Origin of the sequence: Mycobacterium sp., from assembly GCF_025965855.1 — a bacterium.
Lineage (GTDB): Bacteria > Actinomycetota > Actinomycetes > Mycobacteriales > Mycobacteriaceae > Mycobacterium.
The window spans coordinates 15,365-35,944 of record NZ_JAOPWB010000274.1 but is presented as its reverse complement, the minus strand read 5'-3'; the positions used below and the strand labels follow the sequence as shown (position 1 = coordinate 35,944).

General features: G+C 68.5%; 19 protein-coding genes and 1 pseudogene. 7 read left to right on the top strand and 13 right to left on the bottom strand.

The features are described 5' to 3' along the window. Positions 1-9 precede the first annotated feature (9 nt). From JWP83_RS23295 to JWP83_RS23285, 3 genes are read left to right on the top strand one after another with little or no spacing between them, the layout of a single operon-like run. Positions 10-642 (top strand): class I SAM-dependent methyltransferase, encoded by a 633-nt coding sequence (locus JWP83_RS23295; protein WP_297735461.1) that lies wholly within the window; start codon positions 10-12, stop codon positions 640-642. Positions 643-655: 13 nt separating this feature from the next. Next, complete coding sequence (locus JWP83_RS23290; protein ID WP_297735458.1) at positions 656-1,861, top strand: serine hydrolase; 1,206 nt, start codon at positions 656-658, stop codon at positions 1,859-1,861. Positions 1,862-1,865: 4 nt separating this feature from the next. Continuing rightward, positions 1,866-2,405: a GNAT family N-acetyltransferase gene (locus JWP83_RS23285; RefSeq protein WP_297735456.1), complete on the top strand. Its 540-nt coding sequence runs from the start codon at positions 1,866-1,868 to the stop codon at positions 2,403-2,405. A 126-nt stretch (positions 2,406-2,531) separates the two neighbouring features. Here the strand turns inward: JWP83_RS23285 and JWP83_RS23280 are convergent, their stop codons facing one another. The 7 genes and pseudogenes from JWP83_RS23280 to JWP83_RS23250 all read right to left on the bottom strand — a co-directional run. Then, complete coding sequence (locus JWP83_RS23280) at positions 2,532-5,213, bottom strand: fumarate reductase/succinate dehydrogenase flavoprotein subunit (protein WP_297735452.1); 2,682 nt, start codon at positions 5,211-5,213, stop codon at positions 2,532-2,534. Next, entirely contained in the window at positions 5,213-5,941 is a 729-nt protein-coding gene (locus JWP83_RS23275; RefSeq protein WP_297735536.1) for an ABC transporter ATP-binding protein, read from the bottom strand. Before JWP83_RS23275 ends, JWP83_RS23280 begins: the two co-directional genes overlap by 1 nt. Positions 5,942-5,949: 8 nt before the next feature. Further along, complete coding sequence (locus tag JWP83_RS23270; RefSeq protein WP_297735449.1) at positions 5,950-6,813, bottom strand: ABC transporter permease; 864 nt, start codon at positions 6,811-6,813, stop codon at positions 5,950-5,952. Then, complete coding sequence (locus JWP83_RS23265) at positions 6,810-8,216, bottom strand: ABC transporter substrate-binding protein (RefSeq protein ID WP_297735447.1); 1,407 nt, start codon at positions 8,214-8,216, stop codon at positions 6,810-6,812. Before JWP83_RS23265 ends, JWP83_RS23270 begins: the two co-directional genes overlap by 4 nt. A 16-nt stretch (positions 8,217-8,232) precedes the next feature. Beyond that, positions 8,233-8,460: a ferredoxin family protein gene (locus JWP83_RS23260; protein WP_066972033.1), complete on the bottom strand. Its 228-nt coding sequence runs from the start codon at positions 8,458-8,460 to the stop codon at positions 8,233-8,235. Then, on the bottom strand, positions 8,457-9,221 hold the full coding sequence (locus JWP83_RS23255) for a GntR family transcriptional regulator (protein ID WP_297735440.1): 765 nt from the start codon (positions 9,219-9,221) through the stop codon (positions 8,457-8,459). Before JWP83_RS23255 ends, JWP83_RS23260 begins: the two co-directional genes overlap by 4 nt. Before the next feature lie 226 nt (positions 9,222-9,447). Further along, positions 9,448-10,642: pseudogene (locus JWP83_RS23250) on the bottom strand (MFS transporter); the annotation flags it as partial. A 324-nt stretch (positions 10,643-10,966) separates the two neighbouring features. Here JWP83_RS23250 and JWP83_RS23245 point away from each other — a divergent pair. The 3 genes from JWP83_RS23245 (at position 10,967) to JWP83_RS23235 (ending at position 13,805) form a co-directional block, all read left to right on the top strand. Next, positions 10,967-11,809 (top strand): hypothetical protein, encoded by an 843-nt coding sequence (locus tag JWP83_RS23245; RefSeq protein WP_297735436.1) that lies wholly within the window; start codon positions 10,967-10,969, stop codon positions 11,807-11,809. Then, on the top strand, positions 11,784-12,452 hold the full coding sequence (locus tag JWP83_RS23240) for a response regulator transcription factor (RefSeq protein ID WP_297735433.1): 669 nt from the start codon (positions 11,784-11,786) through the stop codon (positions 12,450-12,452). The genes JWP83_RS23245 and JWP83_RS23240 overlap by 26 nt, the downstream gene beginning before the upstream one ends. Before the next feature lie 99 nt (positions 12,453-12,551). Beyond that, positions 12,552-13,805 carry a hypothetical protein gene (locus JWP83_RS23235; protein WP_297735431.1) on the top strand — a complete coding sequence of 418 codons (1,254 nt, stop codon included), beginning with the start codon at positions 12,552-12,554 and terminating at the stop codon, positions 13,803-13,805. Positions 13,806-13,826: 21 nt separating this feature from the next. Here JWP83_RS23235 and JWP83_RS23230 read toward each other — a convergent pair whose 3' ends face one another. Next, positions 13,827-15,197, bottom strand: coding sequence for an ATP-binding protein (locus JWP83_RS23230; RefSeq protein WP_297735533.1), 1,371 nt, complete (start codon positions 15,195-15,197; stop codon positions 13,827-13,829). Positions 15,198-15,306: 109 nt separating this feature from the next. Here JWP83_RS23230 and JWP83_RS23225 point away from each other — a divergent pair, with 109 nt between their 5' ends. Next, on the top strand, positions 15,307-15,600 hold the full coding sequence (locus JWP83_RS23225) for a hypothetical protein (RefSeq protein WP_297735428.1): 294 nt from the start codon (positions 15,307-15,309) through the stop codon (positions 15,598-15,600). A gap of 84 nt (positions 15,601-15,684) precedes the next feature. Here JWP83_RS23225 and JWP83_RS23220 read toward each other — a convergent pair whose 3' ends face one another. The 5 genes from JWP83_RS23220 to efp form a co-directional block, all read right to left on the bottom strand. After that, positions 15,685-18,537 carry an aminotransferase class I/II-fold pyridoxal phosphate-dependent enzyme gene (locus JWP83_RS23220; RefSeq protein ID WP_297735426.1) on the bottom strand — a complete coding sequence of 951 codons (2,853 nt, stop codon included), beginning with the start codon at positions 18,535-18,537 and terminating at the stop codon, positions 15,685-15,687. A gap of 18 nt (positions 18,538-18,555) precedes the next feature. Further along, on the bottom strand, positions 18,556-18,996 hold the full coding sequence (locus JWP83_RS23215; RefSeq protein WP_297735423.1) for a DUF6636 domain-containing protein: 441 nt from the start codon (positions 18,994-18,996) through the stop codon (positions 18,556-18,558). A gap of 75 nt (positions 18,997-19,071) precedes the next feature. Beyond that, on the bottom strand, positions 19,072-19,473 hold the full coding sequence (locus JWP83_RS23210; protein WP_297735420.1) for an antitermination protein NusB: 402 nt from the start codon (positions 19,471-19,473) through the stop codon (positions 19,072-19,074). Further along, positions 19,470-19,961: a transcription antitermination factor NusB gene (gene nusB, locus JWP83_RS23205; RefSeq protein ID WP_297735417.1), complete on the bottom strand. Its 492-nt coding sequence runs from the start codon at positions 19,959-19,961 to the stop codon at positions 19,470-19,472. The genes JWP83_RS23210 and nusB overlap by 4 nt, the downstream gene beginning before the upstream one ends. 9 nt (positions 19,962-19,970) lie before the next feature. Beyond that, complete coding sequence (efp, locus tag JWP83_RS23200) at positions 19,971-20,534, bottom strand: elongation factor P (RefSeq protein ID WP_297735414.1); 564 nt, start codon at positions 20,532-20,534, stop codon at positions 19,971-19,973. Positions 20,535-20,580 lie beyond the last annotated feature (46 nt).

Sequence of the window (20,580 nt, the reverse complement as noted above, 5' to 3'; positions counted from 1 at the left end):
CTGGCGAGTATGACAGGTCTAGATTTCGATGCGCTTTACCGCGGTGAGAGCCCCGGCGAAGGCATGCCCCCGATGGCAACGCCACCATGGGATACGAAGGCGCCCAAGGAGAATGTCATCGCGTGGCACACCGGCGGCTGGGTACACGGTGACGTCCTCGACATCGGCTGCGGGCTGGGTGACAACGCGATCTATTTGGCCAGGAATGGCTACCAGGTGACGGGGCTGGACATCTCCCCGACCGCGTTGATCACCGCCGAGCGGCGCGCCAGCGACGCAGGGGTCGACGTGAGGTTCGCGGTGAGCGACTCCACCAAGCTCGAGGGCTACACCGACGCGTTCGACACCATCGTCGACAGCGGCATGTTCCACTGCCTCGACGACGACGGCAAGCGCAGCTACGCCGCCGCGGCACACCGGGCGACCAGGCCGGGCGCCACGTTGCTCATCAGTTGCTTCTCGGACGCCAACCCGGCCGATGCCGAATGGCCGCGGCCGGCGGTCTCCGAGCAGACGCTGCGCGACGTCCTCGGCGCCGCGGGCTGGGACATCGAAGCGCTGGAGCCCGCCACCATACGCCGGGAAATGGACGGGAATGAGATCGAAATGGCGTTCTGGTACGTCCGCGCCCGGCGGCGCTAGCTACCCTGATCCGGTGAATCTCCACCTCAATCAGGCCTCCATCCGCGAGGTGTGCGACGCCGGCGTGCTGGCCGGAGCGGTGACGATGGTGTGGCAGCGCGGAGAACTGCTGCAGGTCAACGAGATCGGCTACCGCGACATCGACGCGCGCCTGCCGATGCAACGGGACACGCTGTTTCGCATCGCGTCGATGACCAAGCCGGTCACGGTCGCGGCGGTGATGAGCCTGGTCGACGAGGGCAAGCTGGCGCTGACAGACCCGATCGTGCGCTGGGCGCCGGAGCTGGCCGACGTGCGGGTGCTCGACGACCCGCACGGTCCGCTGGACCGGACGCACCCGGTCCAGCGCGCCATCCTGATCGAGGACCTGCTCACCCACACCAGCGGCCTGGCCTACGCGTTCTCGGTGTCCGGGCCGATCTCGAAGGCCTACATGCGGCTGCCGTTCAACCAGGGCCCCGACGCCTGGCTGAGCGAGCTGGCCGAGCTGCCGCTGGTGCATCAGCCCGGCGACCGGGTCACCTACAGCCACGCCATCGACCTCTTGGGCGTCATCGCTTCCCGCGTCGACGGCAAGCCGTTCCACCAGGTTCTCGACGAACGGGTCCTGGGCCCGGCGGGCATGCCCGACACCGGGTTCTTCGTGTCCCCCGAGGCGCGCCGGCGCGCCGCCACCATGTACCGGCTCACCGACGAACACCAGCTGCAGCACGGCGTCATGGGGCCGCCGCACATCACGCCGCCCTCGTTCTGCAACGCCGGCGGCGGGTTGTGGTCGACCGCCGACGACTACCTGCGGTTCGTGCGGATGCTGCTGGGCGACGGGACGGTCGACGGCGTGCGGGTGCTCTCGCCGGAGTCGACCCGCCTCATGCGGACCGACCGGCTCACCGACGAACAGAAGCGGCACAACTTCCTCGGCGCGCCGTACTGGGTGGGCCGCGGGTTCGGATTGAACCTCTCGGTGGTGACCGATCCGGCGAAGTCCGCCCCGCTGTTCGGGCCCGGCGGGCCGGGGACGTTCAGCTGGCCGGGCGCCTACGGGACGTGGTGGCAGGCCGACCCGTCGGCGGACCTGATCGTGCTGTACCTGATCCAGAACCTGCCCGACCTGACCGTGGACGCGGCCACGGCCGTCGCCGGCAACACGTCGCTGGCGAAACTGCGCACCGCGCAACCGAAATTCGTCCGCCGCACCTATCAGGCGCTCGGGCTCTAACGCGATGGTCGACTACCCGCCTGTCCGCATCACCGGGCAACGGCTGGTGCTGCGCCGACCGGTGCTCGACGACGCGGGTGCGCTGTTCCAGCGGGTCGCCCGCGATCCCGAGGTCACCAAGTATCTGCTGTGGGCACCGCATCCCGACGTGGCGGCCACGCGGCGGGTCATCACCGAAAAGCTCAACGTCAGCGACGACGAGCGAACCTGGGCGATCGAGCTGAAGCACAGCGGCGACCCCATCGGCCTGACCAGCTGTCGGCGCCCCGTGCCGCACTCGGTCGAGATCGGTTACTGCCTCGGGCGGCGGTGGTGGGGCAAGGGTTACATGGCCGAGGTGCTCGACCTGCTGCTGACCGCGCTGCAGGCCGATCGCGGGGTGTATCGCGTCTGGGCGACGTGCAGTCCCGACAACGAGCGCTCCGCGCGACTGCTTGGAAGCGCGGGTTTCGCGCTGGAGGGACGGCTGGCCCGGCACGCCGTCTTTCCCACCATGGGGCCCGAACCGCAGGACACCCTGATGTTCGCCAAGATCCTGCGCTGACACCGGCTTTCGCTGTGCGCCCAGGGCTTTGAGTGTGTGTCCCGGGCGGGAAATCGCCAGAATTTGCGCCCTGAGTGCACTTTGGAAGCCGTCAGCGCACACTCAAAGCCGTGCAGTCACACTCGACTAGCGGTCTTGTTCCAGGGCCCGGCGCGCGTAGGCTCGTACGTCGGCGTCGCTGTCCTTGAGCGCGACCCCGAGCGCATCATGCGCGGCGGGCTCACCGGCCCACCGGGTCAGGCTGAGCACCGCCGCCTTGCGCACGTCGAGGTGCGTGTCGGACAGCGCCTCGGACAGCCGGGGCACCGCGGCCTCGGCCGTCGCGCCCCGCAGCGCGCGCGCCGCGCCCTCGCGCACCTGCCAGGCCGGCGCCTTCAGGGCGCGCTCAACGGCATCCAGATCGGCCTCACCGCAGCCCAATTCGCCCAGCGCGGCGAGCGCGGCCGCGCGCACCAGCGGATCGGGATCGCCGACGAGCGTGCTGACGGCGTCACCGCCCCCGCCCAGCGTCGCGAGACCGGCGGCCGCCGCGATGCGGACCTCCCGGCTCTCGTCCCCGGTGGCCGCGACGACGCCGGCCACGTCGTCGACCGACACCAGCGCCCGCACCGCCTCGATGCGCACCCGATGGTCTAGATCGTCGAGGGCGCGGCGGTATTGCCCGGCGCCGCCGGCCCGGCGCGCGGCCAGCAGGTAGACGGCGGCCGCGCGCACCACCGTATCCCCGGACAGCAGATACGGCTCGGCGCCGGCCGGGTCGGGCAGCACCTCGACCAGCTCGCGGATTCCCCCGGCGGCGGTGCGGCGCACCGCGGCGTCGGCGTCATCCAGCGCCGCGAACAGGGCGGGCGCATACCCGTCGGGGATGTGCTCGGTGAGCGTGGCCACGGCGGTTCGGCGCACCCCGGGATCGGCGTCGGCCAGGTACGGCCCCAGGCCGGCGATAGTCGGCTCCTCGAGGGCGAGGACCTCGGCGATGCGGGGCGAGGGCCGGTCGAACGCGATTGCGGGCGAGGCGATTCGGGACCCCGCCGTGGCGGGGGCCTGGCCGCCGATCAGCGGCGGCTGCTCCACCTCCCGCACGGTCTGATCCGCGGGCGGCAGGCCGTCGAGTTCCGGGACGGGCACGAAATACGGTGCGACGGGCCGCTTCAGGAAAACCATGTCGCCATGACGACTTTTGACCAGGTTCAGGTGATACCCCCACTGGCTGTCGTCGCGGCCGGGCAAGTCGGCGCGGTCGTGGTAGAGGCCCCACCGCGATTCGGTCCGGGTGAGCGAGGACCGGGCGGCCATCTCGGCGCAGTCCCGGATGAACGACACCTCCACCGCCCGCATCAGCTCGTGCGGATTGCGGGCGCCGATCTCGGCGATCTCGTCGCGCATCCGGTCGAAGGTGCGCACCGCGATGGACAGCTTGGCCGCCGTCTTGGGCGGCGCCACATAGTCGTTCACGAAGCGCCGCAGCTTGTATTCGACCTGCGATTGCGGCGGCCCGTCCGGATGCCGCAGCGGCCGGTAGATCAGCTCGTGCGCCTCGTGCAGCTGGTCGTCCGGGAACCCTTGTGGCGCTGAGACTTCGCCCAAAGTCGATGCGGCATGCGCGCCGGCGAGGTCACCGAAGACGAACGCCCCGATCATGTAGTTGTGCGGGACGCAGGCCAGGTCCCCCGCGGCGTACAGCCCCGGCACCGTGGTGCGGGCGTGCTCGTCGACCCACACCCCGGACGCGGAATGGCCGCCGCACAAGCCGATCTCGGAGATGTGCATCTCCACGTCGTGGGTGCGGTAGTCGTGGCCGCGGTTGGCGTGGAAGGTGCCCCGGGTGGGACGTTCGGTGGTGTGCAGAATGTTCTCCAGCGACCTCAGCGTCTCGTCCGACAGGTGCGACACCTTGAGGTAGATGGGTCCGCGGGCGGAGTCGATCTCGCTTTTGACCTCGGCCATCATCTGCCCCGACCAGTAGTCGGAGTCGACGAACCGCTCGCCTTGCGCGTTGACCTGGTAGCCGCCGAAAGGGTTGGCGACGTAGGCGCAGGCCGGCCCGTTGTAATCCTTGATCAGCGGATTGACCTGGAAGCACTCGATTCCCGACAGCTCCGCGCCCGCGTGGTAGGCCATCGCGTACCCGTCGCCGGCGTTGGTCGGGTTCTCGTAGGTACCGTACAGGTAGCCCGACGCCGGCAGACCCAGCCGCCCGCACGCCCCGGTGGCCAGGATGACGGCCTTGGCGCCGACGGCGACGAACTCGCCGGTGCGCGTGTGCAGCGCCGCCGCACCGACGGCCCGGCCGCCGTCGACCAGGACCCGGACCGGCATCAGGCGGTTCTCGATGCGGATCCTCTCCCGCATCGAGCGCTGCCGCAGCACCCGATACAGCGCCTTCTTGACGTCCTTGCCCTCCGGCATGGGCAGTACGTAGGAGCCCGAGCGGTGCACCCGGCGCACGGCGTACTCGCCGTGCTCGTCCTTCTCGAACTTCACCCCGTAGCGCTCCAGCCGCTGCACCATCGCGAAACCACGGCTGGCGGTCTGATAAATGGTGCGCTGGTTGACGATTCCGTCGTTGGCGCGGGTGATCTCGGCGACGTAGTCCTCGGGCTCGGCCTTCCCGGGAATGACGGCGTTGTTGACCCCGTCCATGCCCATCGCCAGCGCGCCGGAATGCCGGACGTGGGCCTTCTCGAGCAACAGCACCTGCGCGCCGCTCTCGGCGGCGGACAGGGCCGCCATGGTGCCCGCGGTCCCACCGCCGATGACCAGCACGTCACAGTCCAGGCGGAGCGGGGCCAGACCGGGAACCGGCATCACGCCGCCACCGAATGATCCAGCGCAGCAATAATTTCCGCCCTCAACTCGTCGGCTGGCCGGCCGCTCCGCGGATCGGGCACGTCGATCGAGGCGCGCACCGGCTCGCCGGCCCGGCCCAGCACGACGATCCGGTCCCCCAGCGCCAGCGCCTCGTCCACGTCGTGCGTGACGAAGACGATCGTGGTCGGGTGGGTGCGCCAGGTGTCGACGAGCAGCCGCTGCATGGCGGCACGGGTTTGGGTGTCCAGCGCCCCGAACGGCTCGTCCATCATCACCGCGCGCGGCGCCCCGGCCAGCCCGCGGGCCAGCTGGACGCGCTGCCGCATCCCACCGGACAGGCTCTTGGGCAGGTAGGCGCCGAATCCGGTGAGCCCCAGCTCGTCGATCCAGCGCTCGGCCGCCGCGCGCCGGGTGGCGCGGGGTTCGCCGCGCAGCCGCAGCGCCAGTTCGATGTTGGATCGCACGGTGCGCCACGGCAGCAGCGCGTTGTCCTGGAAGACCATGCCGCGGTCGCCCGAGGTGGTGGTGACTTCGGCGCCGTCGGCGAGCACCCGGCCGTGGTCGGGTGAGAGCAGGCCGGCCAGGGCGCGCAGCAGCGTGGACTTGCCGCAGCCCGACGGTCCGGTGAGCACCAGGATCTCGCCCGGCCGCACCACCAGGCTGAGCCCGTCGATAACCGGGGCACCGGTGTAGGACAACCGAACCCGGTCCAGCTCGAGGCGCATTCCTGCGGTCACTTGGAACCCTCCTGGGCGCGCGGCAGCCACCGCGTCGCGCGGCGGCCCACCAACTCGACGGCCGCCGCCGTCGCGAAGCCGAGCACGCCGATCGTGATGATGCCGACGAACACCTGCGGGTAGGCCAGCACGGTGTAGTCCTGCCAGGTGCGGTATCCGACCCCGAGCCGGCCCGAGATCATCTCCGCGGAGATCACGCAGATCCACGCCACCCCCATGCCGACCGACAGCCCGCCGAACACGCCCGGCAGGATGCCGGGCAGCACCACCTGGCTCAGCACCTGCCAGCGGCCGCCGCCCAGGGTGCGCACCGAGTCCTCCCACAGCGTGGGCAGCGCCCGCACCGCGTGCCGGGTGCTGACCATGATCGGGAAGTAGGCCGCGAGGAACGTGATGAATACGATCCCGGCCTCGTCGGTCGGGAACAGCAGGATCGCCACCGGCACCAGCGCGATGGCGGGGATGGGCCTGGCCAGCTCCGTCAGCGGCCCGAACGCGTCGGCGAACAGGCGGGAGCGGCCCAGCAGCACCCCGGTCGCGACACCGACCACGGCCGCCAGCCCGAAACCGGTGAGGATCCGGATCACCGACTGCGCCAGGTCGAGCCAGTACTCGTAGGCGCCCAACCGACGATGCAGCGCGGTGACGATCTGGGTGACGGTGGGCAGCGTGTCGAATCGCAGCAACAGCCGGACCTTGCCGGCGGTGAGTGCCTGCCACAGGCCGACGGCGGCGGCCACCGACGCCAGTCGGACCAGCCACGACCGCCACGGCCTCGATGTCCAAGCGGACGGTCGCGGAGCGGCCACGGCGGGCAGGGGGACGGCCCCGACAACCCGTTCGCTCAACTCGGCGGTCATACCGAACCTCCCAGTGCTTGTTGATAATTCACGGCGACGCTGCCGGCGTGCGCTGCGGTATAGCGACGGGCCCCGGCCACGGTGCCGAAGGGCAAATAGTTCCCGCCGTCCCGCACCCAGACCGCCTTGTCCGCGAACCACCGGGTTCCCAGCTCGGCGTCGGGGACGTAGGCCGCCCGGACCTTGGCGCCGCGGGCGGCGGCGTCCCTGACCGCCTGCAGCAGGCGGGTGGGATCGGCAATGGTTTGGGTCGCATCGGAGCCGTCCAGCCACAGCTCGCTCGCGAGCGCGGGGTCGCCACCCGGCACCGACGGGTTCGCGGCGCGCGCCCGCGCCGTGTCATAGTCGAGCCCGCGGGCCGCGAACACCGCACGCAGCGGATCGTCCACCACGAACTTCCCGATATTGAGGTCGGCGAAGTCTCCGATCGACTTCAGGTACGGCACATCGCTTTTCAGCGCGTCGATCAGCGACGGTTTCAGCGTGGCATCGAACGAGGTACCGCCGGGGCCGTTGTAGAGGTACACCACCTCCTGCGGCAGCCCGCTTCCCTGGGCGACGATGCGCGCGGCCTGAAGCGGCTTGGAGTTGAGGAAATCGGTCGCGTCCAGTTGCGCCTGCAGAAAGGCCGCCAGCACCTCCGGGTGGGCGGACGCATACGAGCGCCGCACCACCACACCGTGCAGGGTGGGCAGGTTCAGCTCGGCGCCGTCGTAGAGCAACTTGGCCTTGCCCTGGTAGACCAGCAGCCCGGGCCAGGCGACGAATTGCGAAAGCGCTTGCACTTGGCCTGATTCCAGGGCGGACGCGCCGATCTGCGGCTGCTGGTTGAGCACCTCAACACCCCTGACGCCGTTAACACCGGCCTTGGCCAGCGCTCGCACCAGCGTTCCGTGGCCCGCCGAACCCACGCTGGCCGAGACCCTGGCGCCGGCCAGGTCGGTCAGCGCGGTCGCCGACGAATCCGGTGCCACCACAACCATGTTCAGCGCACCCCTGGGGTTGTAACCGGTGACCGACACCATCTCCGTGCGGGCCAGCGGGTTGGCCTGCGTCTTGGAGCCGTTGATCAGCATCGGGTAATCGCCCATCGAGCCGATGTCGATCTTCTCGGCGAGCATCTGCGCGGTGATCGGGGCGCCGGTGTCGTAGTCCTGCCAGCGCACCGCGTATCTGGTCCCGGTGCGGGTGGTGATGTCGGCGAGCCGGCGCTCCAGGTAGCCCTGCGCGCGCAGCAGCGTGCCCGCGGTGACGGTGTTGATGGTCTTGGACTGGTATCCCACCACGACGTTGACCACGCCGGAGGACTGCGAGAGGGATTCCAGCGAGCAGCCGGAGGCCGCCACCAGGACGCCAATGACCGTGGCCAGCACCGACAGCAGCCGGAGGGGGTGCTTTTTCATTGCAGGCCTTGGGGTTTCAGCGGAGCAGATACGGCATGTTGACGGTGACGGCGCCAGTTGGGCAGCGGGCCGCGCAGGGGCCGCAGTACCAGCATTCGTCGACATGCATGAAGGCCTTGCCGGTGTCCGGGTTGATGGCCAGCGCATCGAGCGGGCAGACCTCGACGCACAGCGTGCAGCCGTCGATGCACAGCGACTCGTCGATCGTGACCGGCACATCGGCACGGTTGTTGACCAGCGTCATGGTTCGCTCCTTATCGGCTCGGCTCTGATCAGACTGCCGCGCATGGTGATTCGATCGCCACGCATCCGGATGTACTCCAGGTCAACGGGTCTGCCGTCGTCGAGACTGGTGAGCCGCTCCAGCATGAGCAGCGCCGACCCGTCGGGCACCTGCAGCGTGGCCGCCGAGTGCGCGTCGGCGGGGATGGCCTCCAGCGCCAGCGCCGCCGAACCCAGCCGCTGCCCGCTCACCTGCTCGATGAGCGCGAACAGGTCTTGCTTTTCTAAGGAGTTCTCCAGCGGATACTCCAGAATCCGGGCTCCGATGTCCGGGGCCAGATAGGTCAGGTCGAGGCTGAGCGGCAGGTCGCCGAGGTAACGCAACCGCTCGACGAACACCGCCTGCTCGCCCGGCTCCAGCCCCAGCCGGCGGGCCACCGACGGAGGGGCGGTCACCGGCACGGCGGCGCGCACCTCGTTGCGCACCTCGCCGAGGTGTTTAAACGTTTCCTTGAGTCCCAGCAGCGCGTCGAGCCCGTGCTCATACTTGCGCTGGGCGACGTGCGTGCCCACCCTGGGCCCGCGGTCGATCAGTCCCTCGTTTTTCAGGACCGTTAGCGCCTCGCGAACGGTGTTGCGCGACACCGCGAATTCGGCCGCGAGCTCGTGCTCGGCCGGCAGCGCGTCCGGGTAGGCGTCGGCGTGGATCTGCTGGCGCAGCACGTCCGCGACCCGGCGGGCGCGGTCGGCCCGCGGACCGCGAATCGGTACTGGTTGCGCCACGCCGTCACGCTAACGCGGCTCGGCGGGCCATCCGGGGCGGTGAACCAGGGCCCGCGGCGGCGGCTCGGGGCATTGCGCCGGGCGCGATTCGGCGACGACCAGCCGAAACCGGCACCCACCGCCCTAATGCGCCACCTGGCGAAAGCGGACGTCTTTGCGATCCCGGTGAGCAAAAAACGACACTACGTTCGCGAAGCACCGACCATTTCTCGATTGCTCTCCGGTGCTGCCGGTTCGCTTTCCAGGCCGGGCGGCAACAACCGGGTGGGCACCAGCGGCACCGCCGCCAGCGGGAACAACCCGCAGAGCACCCAGGCCGCCGGGTATTCGGCCGCCATGATCAGTGCCCCGAAGAGCGGCGGCCCGGCGGCGGCCATCAGCCGCTGCGTGGTGTTCTGCACGCCCAGCGCGCGTCCACTCCAGAACGGCCCGGCGAACTCCGTGATTGCGGTGGCCTCCAACCCGTTGTCGAGGACCGCGAGCACCGAGGCGGCAACCATGAGCAACACGTCGTATCCCGAACCGGTGCTGACGGTGATGGCGAGCAGGAACAGGGTCAGGGCGGCGGCGATGGCGATCGCACGGACCGGTCGCATTCGCGAGCCGACGCGATCCGACCAGCGGCCGACCGCGATTCGGCCCACGGCACCCAGTACCTGGGAGAGGGTGACTAGAGCGCCGGCGGCCTCCACCGACCAACCATGGCGAGCCATCAGCCACACGAACATGAACGTCACGGTCACCGTCTGAGGGATCATCAGCAGCCCGGCCACCGCGTGGATCCGCCACAGCACGAACGAGCCGCGATAGGGGCTGGCCAGTTCCTCCTCGGCCGCCGCCGTGCGGGATTTCCTTGGCGGATCGATGATTCCGATCGCGCTGGCCACCGCCGCCACCGTGCACATCACCGCGAGGAACATCAGCCCCCGGTGCGGGCCGCTTTCGGACAGTTCGGGCATGACGAGCGCGCCCAAAGCGATTCCCAATGGCTGCGCGGTTTGGCGGATGCCCATTGCCAGACCGCGTTGCCGCGGTGGGAACCAGGCGGAAACCAGCCGGCCGCCGGCGGTGTTGCAGCTGGCCGCGGCCATCCCGCCGATGAACAGGAAGGCACCGATCATCAGCACCGAATGGGCCGACGCGGCGGCATAGGCCGCGGCCGCGGTGAGTGCCGACCCCACAGTGAGCACAGTCCGCTCGCCGACCCGGTCCAGCACGCAGCCCCAGAAAACCAGCGTGACCACCATGCCCCAACTGGGCATCGACGCCAGCAGGCCGGCCTGCGTCAGCGACAGGCCGCGGCGCGCCTCGAACGAGGGAATCAGAAACGCCACCCCGTTGATGAAAAGGAACGAAGTTGCCGTTACCCCCAACGAGACGACCATGATTGACCACCGCGCCCCCGCCCCGGCCGGTGACATGCTGTCCGTTTCCTTCAGCATTTATTCATGTTGGCACAGCGTTCGGCGGCCACCGGCCGTCGCGGCGGCCCAAACTTCTTGAACCCTAAGATTATTCCTAAGTTACAGCTAGCATTGACGCATGGATGCGCTTTCGCAAACATATTGAGAAATGTTGAACAACTTATGATTTGGGATCGCGACGAAAGTTTCGCGTCAAGTTCTGTCCGCGCCGGCGCCCACGGCAAAATTCATAGGGTACGCACAGCCATTTTGGTCGATCTCAGCGATTTCTCAGCGTGAGTACCGTAGACAAGCACGACAACCAGACCGGAAGATCACTACGTGACGAACGACGCTGCAAAAGATGCTTTGACCAAGGTACCGGCCGTCACCCTGGGCTTTTGGGTGATCAAGATCCTGGCGACGACGCTGGGCGAGACCGGCGGCGACGCCGTCACGATGACCCTCTTCCACGCTGATACGCTCAAGAATTGGGGGTATCTGTTTGGCGTCACGATTTTCGGCGGCGCGCTGGTCGCACTGGTCGCTGCGCAGATCTTCGCCAAGCAGTTCCATGCGAGTCTGTACTGGGCGACCATCGTGGCCTCGACGACGTTCGGCACGACGTTGGCCGATTTCGCTGACCGATCGTTGGGGATCGGCTACACGGGCGGATCGCTTCTGCTTCTTGGTTGTGTCTTGACTACATTGGGGCTTTGGCGTTGGTCGCAAGGAACGGTATCCGTGAGCACGGTTTCGACGCCGAAAGTAGAGGCGTTCTACTGGGCGACCATCACGTTTTCGCAGACGCTGGGCACCGCGCTCGGCGATTGGCTCGCCGACACTCGCGGATTCGGCTACGAGCGCGGCGCGTTGGTATTCACTGCGGGTCTTGCCGCGGTTGCGGCCCTGTATTACTGGACCGGCGTGTCGCGCGTCACCCTGTTCTGGGTCGCCTTCATCCTGACGCGGCCCCTGGGCGCAACCGTGGGGGACTTCCTTGATAAGCCGGTCGCCGCCGGCGGCCTGGCCCTGAGCCGCCCACTGGCCTCGGCGGTCATCGCAGCGATCGTCGTTGCGTTGGTCATCGTTTTGCCGCAGCGCCCCGGACGCCACCCGAGCCAGCCGAAAGGTGGAGCGGCAGAAGTAGCGAAACGGCATGAGGGTCCTACTCGTCGAGGATGAGCCACGCCTGTCGGCGACGCTGTCGATGGGCCTGAGGGCCGAGGGCTTCGTCGTGCTGGCCGTCGGCACCGGCGTCGAGGGACTGCAAGAGGCGATCACGAACAGCTTCGACGTCGTGGTTCTCGACATCATGCTCCCCGGCCACAGCGGATATGAGGTGCTGCGTCAAATGCGCGCGCAGCACGTCTGGACGCCGGTGCTCATGCTGACCGCCAAGGACGGCGAGTACGACGAGACCGATGCGTTCGATTTGGGAGCGGATGACTATCTGACCAAACCGTTTTCGTTTCGGGTGCTCCTGGCGCGCCTGCGCGCGTTGGTGCGTCGCGGCGCGCCCGAGCGGCCGGTGGTGTTGACCGCGGGGTCGCTGGCACTCGATCCGGCCCGGCACACGGTCCACCGCGGTTCGACCCCGATCGCGCTGACCCCCCGCGAGTATGGGGTGCTGGAGTTCCTCATGCGCAACAAGGGCATGGTGGTGACGAAGGCCGAGATCCTGCGCAACGTGTGGGACGCGCACCACGAGGGACCGGACAACGTCGTCGAAGTCTACGTGGGATATCTGCGTCGCAAGATCGACGTTCCCTTCGGTACCAACACCATTGAGACGATCCGGGGTGTCGGGTACCGACTACTGTGCTGAGGCTGACCCCCGGGTCCGTTCCGCCGCCACTGCGGTTGCAGCTGCCCGCCTCAAGGCTTCTCAGTGCCGTCTCAGCGAGGGCCTTGTACCGTCTGCGGCGTGACTGAGACAACCAGACCTGCGGCCGGTCAAACCCGCCGGACGCTGAGCAAAGTGCCCGCGGTAACGGTGTGGTTCTGGATCATCAAAATCCTGTGTACCACCGTAGGTGAGAGCTTTGCGGACTGGATCAACATTACGATGGGCGTGGGCCTGCACAGGACCGCGCTGATCTTCACGGTGGTGCTTGCGGCGGTCATGGCGTGGCAGCTGCGACTGAACCGCTATGTGCCGTTTGTGTACTGGCTGACTGTCGTCGTCTTCAGCGTCACCGGCACCCTTTACACCGACGTCCTCACCGATGATCTGGGCGTTCCCCTCGCCGTGAGCACGAGCGCGTTCGCGGTCGCCTTAGCGGTCGTCTTCGGTGTGTGGTTCGCGCGGGAACGCACCCTGTCGATCCACAGCATCGTGACACTGCCCAGGGAGTTGTTCTATTGGCTTGCCGTGCTGGTCACTTTCGCGCTGGGCACCGCCGCCGGCGATTGGACGCTGCGGGTAACCGGCTGGGGGCCAGGGGTCTCGGTGCTGCTGCCGGCCGGCATGATCGTGGCCGTCATGATCGGGTGGCGGATGGGCGCCAACGCCGTGCTGTCCTTCTGGCTTGCTTACATTTTGACCCGACCGCTGGGCGCGAATCTCGGTGACTGGCTCGCGTCCTCGCACGCCAGTCGTGGCCTCGGCTTGGGAACCGCCGCCACCAGCGCGATCTTCCTGATCGCGATCCTGGCTACGGTCGCCTACCTCACCGTCACCCGCGCCGACGTCATGGAAAGGCATGAGCGGGACCGCACGCGGGTCGTCCGGACGAATCCAGCGCGCGAACGGATCATGCTCGGCTACTACGTCGTAGTGGCCGCGGCCGCGGCTGCGCTTCTTGTCTGGTCGGCTGCACGGCCGCATTCGGCCGTGGCAGGCGAGGAGGAAGCCGGCGCGCCGCCAGCAGCCGTGGCGGTCGCCCCAGGCCAGCTGACCGCACACTTCCCACCGGCCGAGATCGCGAAATTCCGCGCCATTGTCCAGGCCACGCTTGCCAAGGTGCAGGCCGGCGATCAAAACGGCGCCAAGGCCCGCATCACCGACCTCGAACACGCCTGGGACGACGACGAGTCCACGCTGCGGCCGATGGACGGCAACGCATGGAAGGTGATCGACGGTCAAATCGACTCCGCCCTGAAGGCCGTGCGGGCGCGTCATCCTGACCCGGCGGCCGAGACCGAGTCGCTGAACGCACTGCTCGCCGCCATTCGCTGAGATGGCGGCCCGAGGCGTCGGTTATCGGTTCGCCTGCTGAGGCAGGGCCACGATCATTTTCGTTCCGCCGCCGGGCCGGTCGTCGATGGTGACCGTGCCGCCGTGAGCGGCGACGACCTCGGCGACGATCGCCAGGCCCAGGCCGGCTCCCCCACCACTGCGGGAGCGGTCCGAATCCACCCGCACGAAGCGTTCGAATACCCGCACCCGTTCCGCCGGTGGGATGCCGGGGCCGTCGTCGCTGACGGTGAGTATCGCCGTGCCGTTTCCGCCGCCAACTGCGATCGCGATGCGCGAGTTAGCATGGCGGACAGCGTTATCCACCAGGTTGCGGATCATCCGGGAGATGGCCGCCGGGTCGCCGGTCAGGCGCGCCGAGCCGATGTCGGTGTCAACCGCGCATGTCGCCTCCCGCCGCACCCGGGCCGCCTCGGCCCCGGCCAGCTCGTCGAGGGCCATCCCTTCTTTGCGCAACACCAGGCTTTGCTCGTCGGCGCGGGCCAGCAATAGCAGGTCTTCGATCAGCGCGTGCATGCGGTGCGCCTCGGGAAGCAGGGTGTTGATCGCAAGCTCGGCGTCGAGCAGCTCGGGATGCGCCTCGGCGACTTCCAACCCGGAGATGATGGTGGCCAGCGGGCTGCGCAGCTCGTGGGAGGCGTCACCGAGAAATCGTTGTTGCGCGCGGTGACCGGCTTCGATGCGCGACAGCATGTCGTTCATGGTGAGCGCCAGGGCCGCGATCTCGTCGCGGCGGTCGGGCACCGGCACCCGTTCCGCCAAATCCGACGTGGAGATCTCGGCCACCCTGGTGCGGATCGCGTCCACCGACTGCAGCGACCGGCGCACGAGCCAGTAGCTCGCGCCCGCCGCCACCGCGATGATGATCGGGGCGCCGCCGGCCAACAGCAGCGCGACGGTCCGTGCGGTCGCCTCCACCGCCTCGCTGCCCCCTCCCACGAGCACCGTGTAGTCCCCGGATGGGGTCGCGACCCGCTGACCGCTGACACGCATGTCGTCGCCCGGCGCGGCATCGTCGGGCATGCCGCGGCGCAGGTTGAAGCCAAACTGGCTCCAGGGGATCAACGGCGTCTTAGGCGCGGAACCGGATCGTCTCACCACCACGCCATCGGAGGCGACGAGCTGGATCGCGACCACGCGCTGGTCGGTGGTCAACAGGGCGCTGTCGAGGCCGGTGAGCGATTTGGACTGCAGGGCCTGCGAGATGTCGCGAACCCTGGCGACGGCGGCATCGTCGACGCCCCCCAACAGCGACCGGTACAGAGTCACGTCCAGTCCCGCGCCGGCAAAGGTGAGGGCGGACAATACGACGACCGCCGATACGGCGGCCGAGCGAGCGGAGATGCCCAAGTTGAAGCGCGACAACGACCGCATCGACACCCGCACGCCCTCGATTCTGCGGCGCCGCGGATGGGTCGGGAACACCGCAGCTCGCCGGGCTCCTCAGCGGCTTCTCAGCGACCTGCTCGTAGGTTGGCGACCGATGAACGTCGAGCAATTGCGCCGGGCGCTCGCCGACCTTCCGGGTGAAACGCCCATCGCCGTCGAGGATTCCAGCATGGGCTGGATGGAGAACCCCGCGCTCTATCTCGCACCCGCGCACGTCGACCGGCGCGTCTCCGGCAATTTCCTCTACGCGTGCCATCTGGACGGCGCCGACAATTGTCACGCGCTGTTGATCAGTAGCCTCTATCAATCCGACGAGGCTCTCGTCGACATCTCTCCCCAGCCCGCCGAACCGCTGGTGATCGACGCGGAAGCCGACCCGCCGCTATGACCCCCGAAATCCTGCTCGGCCTCGCCATCGCTGCCGGCTCCGGCATCGTGGGGCAGGGCCAATCCGCCTGGGCCGTAAGCCCGTTCACGCGTCCTCGGTAACCGTCCGGACCGCGATGTCGCCGTTGCGCGCCAAGGCGGCCGAGGCGGCGGAGGCATCCGAGGGTAGCTCGAAGACGGGGTACGCCGAACCCACCGCGGCCGTCGCCGCGCTGCGTTGGGCCTCCATTCGCGCCAGCGCGGCGTCGGTGAACACCGACAGGCCCAGCTCGGGGTTGTAGCCGTGGATCTCCTTGACGTCGATCTGGGCGAGGAAATAGACGATCTCCTTGGACACCGCCTGGCCCGGGACCAGCACCGGGAAGCCGGGCGGGTAGGGCACGACGAACGTGGTGGACACCAGGGTCTTGCCCTCGGCCAGCCGCCGCCCGGCCATGCCGATCAGCACGTGCTCGCGGTCCGTTTCTTCGTATCCGGCGTAGAACGCGGACCGCATGTCGCCGAACCTACAGGCGTCGACGGGGCGGAAGGCGACGTCGAATTCGCTGAAATCGGGCAGGTGCGGCAGGTCCTCGGTGATCTCCTCGACGCGGCGCTGCTGCAGGGCGCGGTCCTCCTTGCTGCCGGCGCTCTCGCTGCGCTCGAAGTCGGTCGCGATCCGCCGCAGCACGTCGAGCAGGTAATGCACGCTCGACCAGGTGACCCCGATGGTGAAGATCAGCAGCACGCTGTTGATCGAGGTCTTGTTGATCTGGATGCCGAACCGGTCCATCAGGATCTTCTCGCGGAAGTCGTACCCGTTCATTCCGGTCTTGCCGACGAAGAGGGTGACTCGCGTCGCGTCGAGCACGAACTGGTCGGAGCGCCACGCCTCGTTCCACTCGGCCAGGGCACCCTGCCGGACCTGACGGTAGGAACTGACCGACGACGCCCGGAACTCGTCGGGCACCAGGTCTGACTCGTCGAGGATGCGGAACCACTTGCCGATCAGCCGGTCCTTGCGGACCCGGTGCCTGAAGACCAGCGCCATGTTGTAGACGTTGCGGACCAACTCGAAGCCCTCGATGTCGACCTGCCGGCGCGCCAGGTCCAGCGACGCCAGCAGCTGCTGGTTCGGCGACGTCGACGTGTGGGTCAGAAACGCCTCAACGAACGCGTCGCGGGTGAGCGCCTTGAAATCCTGGTCGCGGACGTGGACCATCGACGCCTGCCGGAACGCCGACAGCGACTTGTGCGTGGAGTGCGTCGCGTACACCCGGACCCGCGCACGGGCGGGGTCGGGAAGCAGCCGGCGATCAACCCACTCGGAACGATCGGCCTCGCGCATCGACGCGGCCCAAACCCGGTATTCCGCAGCGTATTCCGGGGACGCCAGCATCTGCTCGAGGCGTTCGGCGGACACCATCGCGGTCCGCTGCCGCGCCCACGGGACCGCCGTCGCGAACGCGTACCAGGCCTCGTCCCACAGGAAGCAGATGTCCGGCTTGATCGCCAGGACCTCCTCCATCACCCGGCGAGGGTTGTAGACGACCCCGTCGAATGTGCAGTTGGTGAGCAGCAGCATGCGCACCCGGTGCAGCTGGCCGGCCGCCTCGAGGTCCAGCAGCGCCCTCTTGATCGTCTGCAGCGACACGGCGCCGTAGATCGCGTACTCGGGCAGCGGGTAGGCGTCCAGGTACAGCGGATAGGCCCCGGCGAGCACCAGGCCGTAGTGGTGCGACTTGTGGCAGTTGCGGTCGATCAGGACGATGTCGCCGGGGCGGGTCAGCGCCTGCACGACGATCTTGTTGGCGGTCGACGTGCCGTTGGTGACGAAGTAGGTGTGATCGGCGTTCCACGTCACGGCCGCCTTGTCCATCGCCGCCTTGATGTTGCCGTGCGGGTCCAGCAGCGAGTCCAATCCCCCGGACGTGGTCGACGTCTCGGCCATGAAGATGTTGCGGCCGTAGAACTCGCCCATGTCCTGCAGCGACTTGGAGTTGAAGATGCTGGCGCCCCGGGCGATCGGAAGCGCGTGGAACTGGCCGACCGGGGCCTCCGCGTAGGCGCACAGGGCATCGAAGAACGGGGTGGCGAAACGGTTTCGCAGTCCGGCCAGCACGGTGCTGTTCAGGTCGGTGACGTCGTTGAGCCGGTAGAACGTTCGGTCGTAGACGTCGGGTTCGTCCTCGGTCTCCGCGGCGATCGACTCGTCGGTGACCAGGTAGCGGTCGATGTGTGGCCGCAACTCCCTGATCCATTCGGCGCATTCGATCCAATCCTGGTGATCGCTTGCCACCACGTCCTCGGTGACCGCCCCCAGCAGCGTGTTCATCAACGGCACCCGGTCGCGGGACCGCAGCGGCAGGTCGTGGCGGATGATCGCCGCCTGGATCTCGCCGTTCAGCGCGACCGCGGTGACGGCGTCCTCGATGCTTCCCACCACGAGCAGCTCGTACTGCACGTCGTCGGACGGTTTGCGCAACGCCCGCAGGCACTCGGCCAGGCTGTCGGGAGCCGTCGTGGGGGCATCGTCGGCGAGCAGCACCGTGTAGAACTGCTGCCGTTTGGCCTGCGCGACCAGCTCCTGCTCGGCCAGCGGCGCCGAGGTATCGAACAGCCCGGCGCGGTCGCCGTATTCACTCAGCAGGCGCACGGCCAGGGAAACCTCCTCGGCGAGCCGCACCGTCGACAGTGAGTCGAGGTGGGCACGGAAGGTCGCCAAATTCGCCGCACCCGGGTAGAGCCAGTACCGCTCGTAGGCCCCGAGCCGATCCATCAGCCGCTGCACCCGGCACACGTCGTGCGTCTTGTCCAGGCCGGCGCGGTCGACCTCGGCGAGGTGACGGCACGCGTCGTCGAGCAGGTTCCACGTGTCCAGGCGCGTGTACGACGGGTTGGCGACGGCCGCCAGCGCGGACACTCGAAGTCGTCGCGGCCGGGCACTGTCTCGATTCATGTCGTCACCTTCTTCGCATCAGTGCAGCTCGTAATTATCGCGCGCGAAGCGGAAATAGTGACCGCTGCCGCGGTCCGTGCATGTCATGCCCGAGATTTCGCTGTCGCACGTGAGTTCGTTGAGCGACCGGGTCTGCCCGTACTCCAGCACCGGGGACGCCGGGTCTTTGAGCGTGTCTGTGTGGCAAGACATTTGGGGCGCGCCGCCCTGTCGCATGCTGATCCGATCGCCACAGCCGCCCATGCACGGCGTCGGGCGGGGCGGCGCGGCCCAGGTGTGGTCGCGGATCTCGCACACTGCGAAGGTGGTGGCGTCCGACTGGCCCAGGCCGCAGTAGACGTTTGCCGACGGCGACTGAAACGCGTAGTACGGCTCGGCGCGCGCAACCGCCGCGAATGGCGAGGACACCATCGCGGCGAGCGTCAGCGAGACCGCCACGGTCGCCGTCCGTTCCGTCATGACCGGCAGCTTTCCATCGGTAGCCGCCATTGTGCCCGCCCGCGGCCGCCGCGGGATCATTTCACCGGGTGTCGGTCAGCGATCCGCCGCCTCATCGCCCTCCACGTCGCCGTCCACCACGCGCCGATTTGCCTGGGTGCCCTCCATCCACCGCAGCACCGGGAGGTCCCAATGGCGCGCGGGCAACTCGGTGACGTCGCTCAGCGACCGCACCACGGCCTGCGTCAGGCCCATGATGGCGGCCATCACCGGCAGCAGCGGCTGCAGCGGCCTGGCCGCCGAGCGGACGGTGCTGATGCGGCGGGCCACGATCAGGCGCTCGATCGAGTGATAGAGCCAGGCGCCGACGCCCAGCGCGTAGATCGAGAGCACCGACGCGACGATGGTCCACCCGTAGGCGGCGCAGACGACGGCGCCCAGCACCACCGTCGCGGCCAGGAAGGCGGCGACGACGACGCGCAGCTCCAACCGGGTCATGACGGCGGTTCGTGCTCGTCCGGGGTGTTGGCGGCGGCGGAACGGACCGCTTTGGCGGCCGCGCGGATCTGCGGCGTCACCACCATGACCTGGCCCAGGACGCCGTTGACGAAGCCGGGCGACTCGTCGGTGGACAGCTCCTTGGCCAGCTGCACGGCCTCGTCGACGGCGACGGGCTCCGGCACGTCGTCGGCGTAGAGCAGCTCCCACACCGCGACCCGCAGAATGGCCCGGTCCACCGCGGGCAGCCGGTCCAGCGTCCAGCCCTGCAGGTGCGAGCTGATCAGGTCGTCGATGTGGGCGATGTGCTCGCTGACCCCCCGCGCCGCCGCGGCCGTGTAGGGGTACAGCGCCGACACGTCCGGATTCGCGCCGGCCAGCGCGGTCCGAACGTCGACGACCTCCGCCGGGGTCAGCCCGCGGGCCTCGGCCTCGAACAACAGGTCGACTGCGCGCTTGCGCGCCTGATGGCGTCCCCTAGCAGCCATGCGGCCCGCTCACGCGTTGACACGGCCCAGGTAGCTACCGTCGCGCGAATCCACCTTGAGCTTGTCCCCGGTGTTGATGAACAGCGGCACCTGGATCTGCGCGCCGGTCTCCAACGTGGCCGGTTTGGTGCCCGCGCTGGACCGGTCGCCCTGCAGGCCGGGGTCGGTGTGGGTGACCTCCAGTTCGACCGACACCGGCAGCTCGATGTACAGCGGCGCCCCGTTGTGGAAAGCCACCTGCACGGGCAGGCCCTCCAGCAGGAACCGGGCGGCGTCGCCGACCAGGGACTCCGGCAGGGGATGCTGCTCGTAGTCCTGGCTGTCCATGAACACGAAGTCCGAGCCGTCGCGGTACAGGAAGGTGGTGTCGCGCCGGTCCACGGTGGCGGTGTCCACCTTCACGCCGGCGTTGTACGTCTTGTCGACCACCTTGCCGGACAGCACGTTCTTCAGCTTGGTGCGCACGAAGGCCGGCCCTTTGCCGGGTTTGACGTGCTGGAACTCGACGATCTGCCACAACTGGCCGTCGATCGCCAGCACCAGTCCGTTCTTGAAGTCGGCAGTCGATGCCACGTCGGTGTATCTCCTAAGGGATGGCCAGTTCCCGGGGGAACTTCGC

What these genes read in the sequence shown, in the direction of transcription:
- JWP83_RS23295 (WP_297735461.1), top strand. Translation starts at nt 10, where the DNA reads ATGACAGGTCTAGATTTCGATGCGCTTTACCGCGGTGAGAGCCCCGGC.
- JWP83_RS23285 (WP_297735456.1), top strand. Translation starts at nt 1,866, where the DNA reads ATGGTCGACTACCCGCCTGTCCGCATCACCGGGCAACGGCTGGTGCTG.
- JWP83_RS23280 (WP_297735452.1), bottom strand. Translation starts at nt 5,213, where the DNA reads ATGCCGGTTCCCGGTCTGGCCCCGCTCCGCCTGGACTGTGACGTGCTG.
- JWP83_RS23275 (WP_297735536.1), bottom strand. Translation starts at nt 5,941, where the DNA reads ATGCGCCTCGAGCTGGACCGGGTTCGGTTGTCCTACACCGGTGCCCCG.
- JWP83_RS23270 (WP_297735449.1), bottom strand. Translation starts at nt 6,813, where the DNA reads ATGACCGCCGAGTTGAGCGAACGGGTTGTCGGGGCCGTCCCCCTGCCC.
- JWP83_RS23265 (WP_297735447.1), bottom strand. Translation starts at nt 8,216, where the DNA reads ATGAAAAAGCACCCCCTCCGGCTGCTGTCGGTGCTGGCCACGGTCATT.
- JWP83_RS23260 (WP_066972033.1), bottom strand. Translation starts at nt 8,460, where the DNA reads ATGACGCTGGTCAACAACCGTGCCGATGTGCCGGTCACGATCGACGAG.
- JWP83_RS23240 (WP_297735433.1), top strand. Translation starts at nt 11,784, where the DNA reads ATGAGGGTCCTACTCGTCGAGGATGAGCCACGCCTGTCGGCGACGCTG.
- JWP83_RS23230 (WP_297735533.1), bottom strand. Translation starts at nt 15,197, where the DNA reads ATGCGGTCGTTGTCGCGCTTCAACTTGGGCATCTCCGCTCGCTCGGCC.
- JWP83_RS23225 (WP_297735428.1), top strand. Translation starts at nt 15,307, where the DNA reads ATGAACGTCGAGCAATTGCGCCGGGCGCTCGCCGACCTTCCGGGTGAA.
- JWP83_RS23220 (WP_297735426.1), bottom strand. Translation starts at nt 18,537, where the DNA reads ATGAATCGAGACAGTGCCCGGCCGCGACGACTTCGAGTGTCCGCGCTG.
- JWP83_RS23215 (WP_297735423.1), bottom strand. Translation starts at nt 18,996, where the DNA reads ATGACGGAACGGACGGCGACCGTGGCGGTCTCGCTGACGCTCGCCGCG.
- JWP83_RS23210 (WP_297735420.1), bottom strand. Translation starts at nt 19,473, where the DNA reads ATGACCCGGTTGGAGCTGCGCGTCGTCGTCGCCGCCTTCCTGGCCGCG.
- nusB (WP_297735417.1), bottom strand. Translation starts at nt 19,961, where the DNA reads ATGGCTGCTAGGGGACGCCATCAGGCGCGCAAGCGCGCAGTCGACCTG.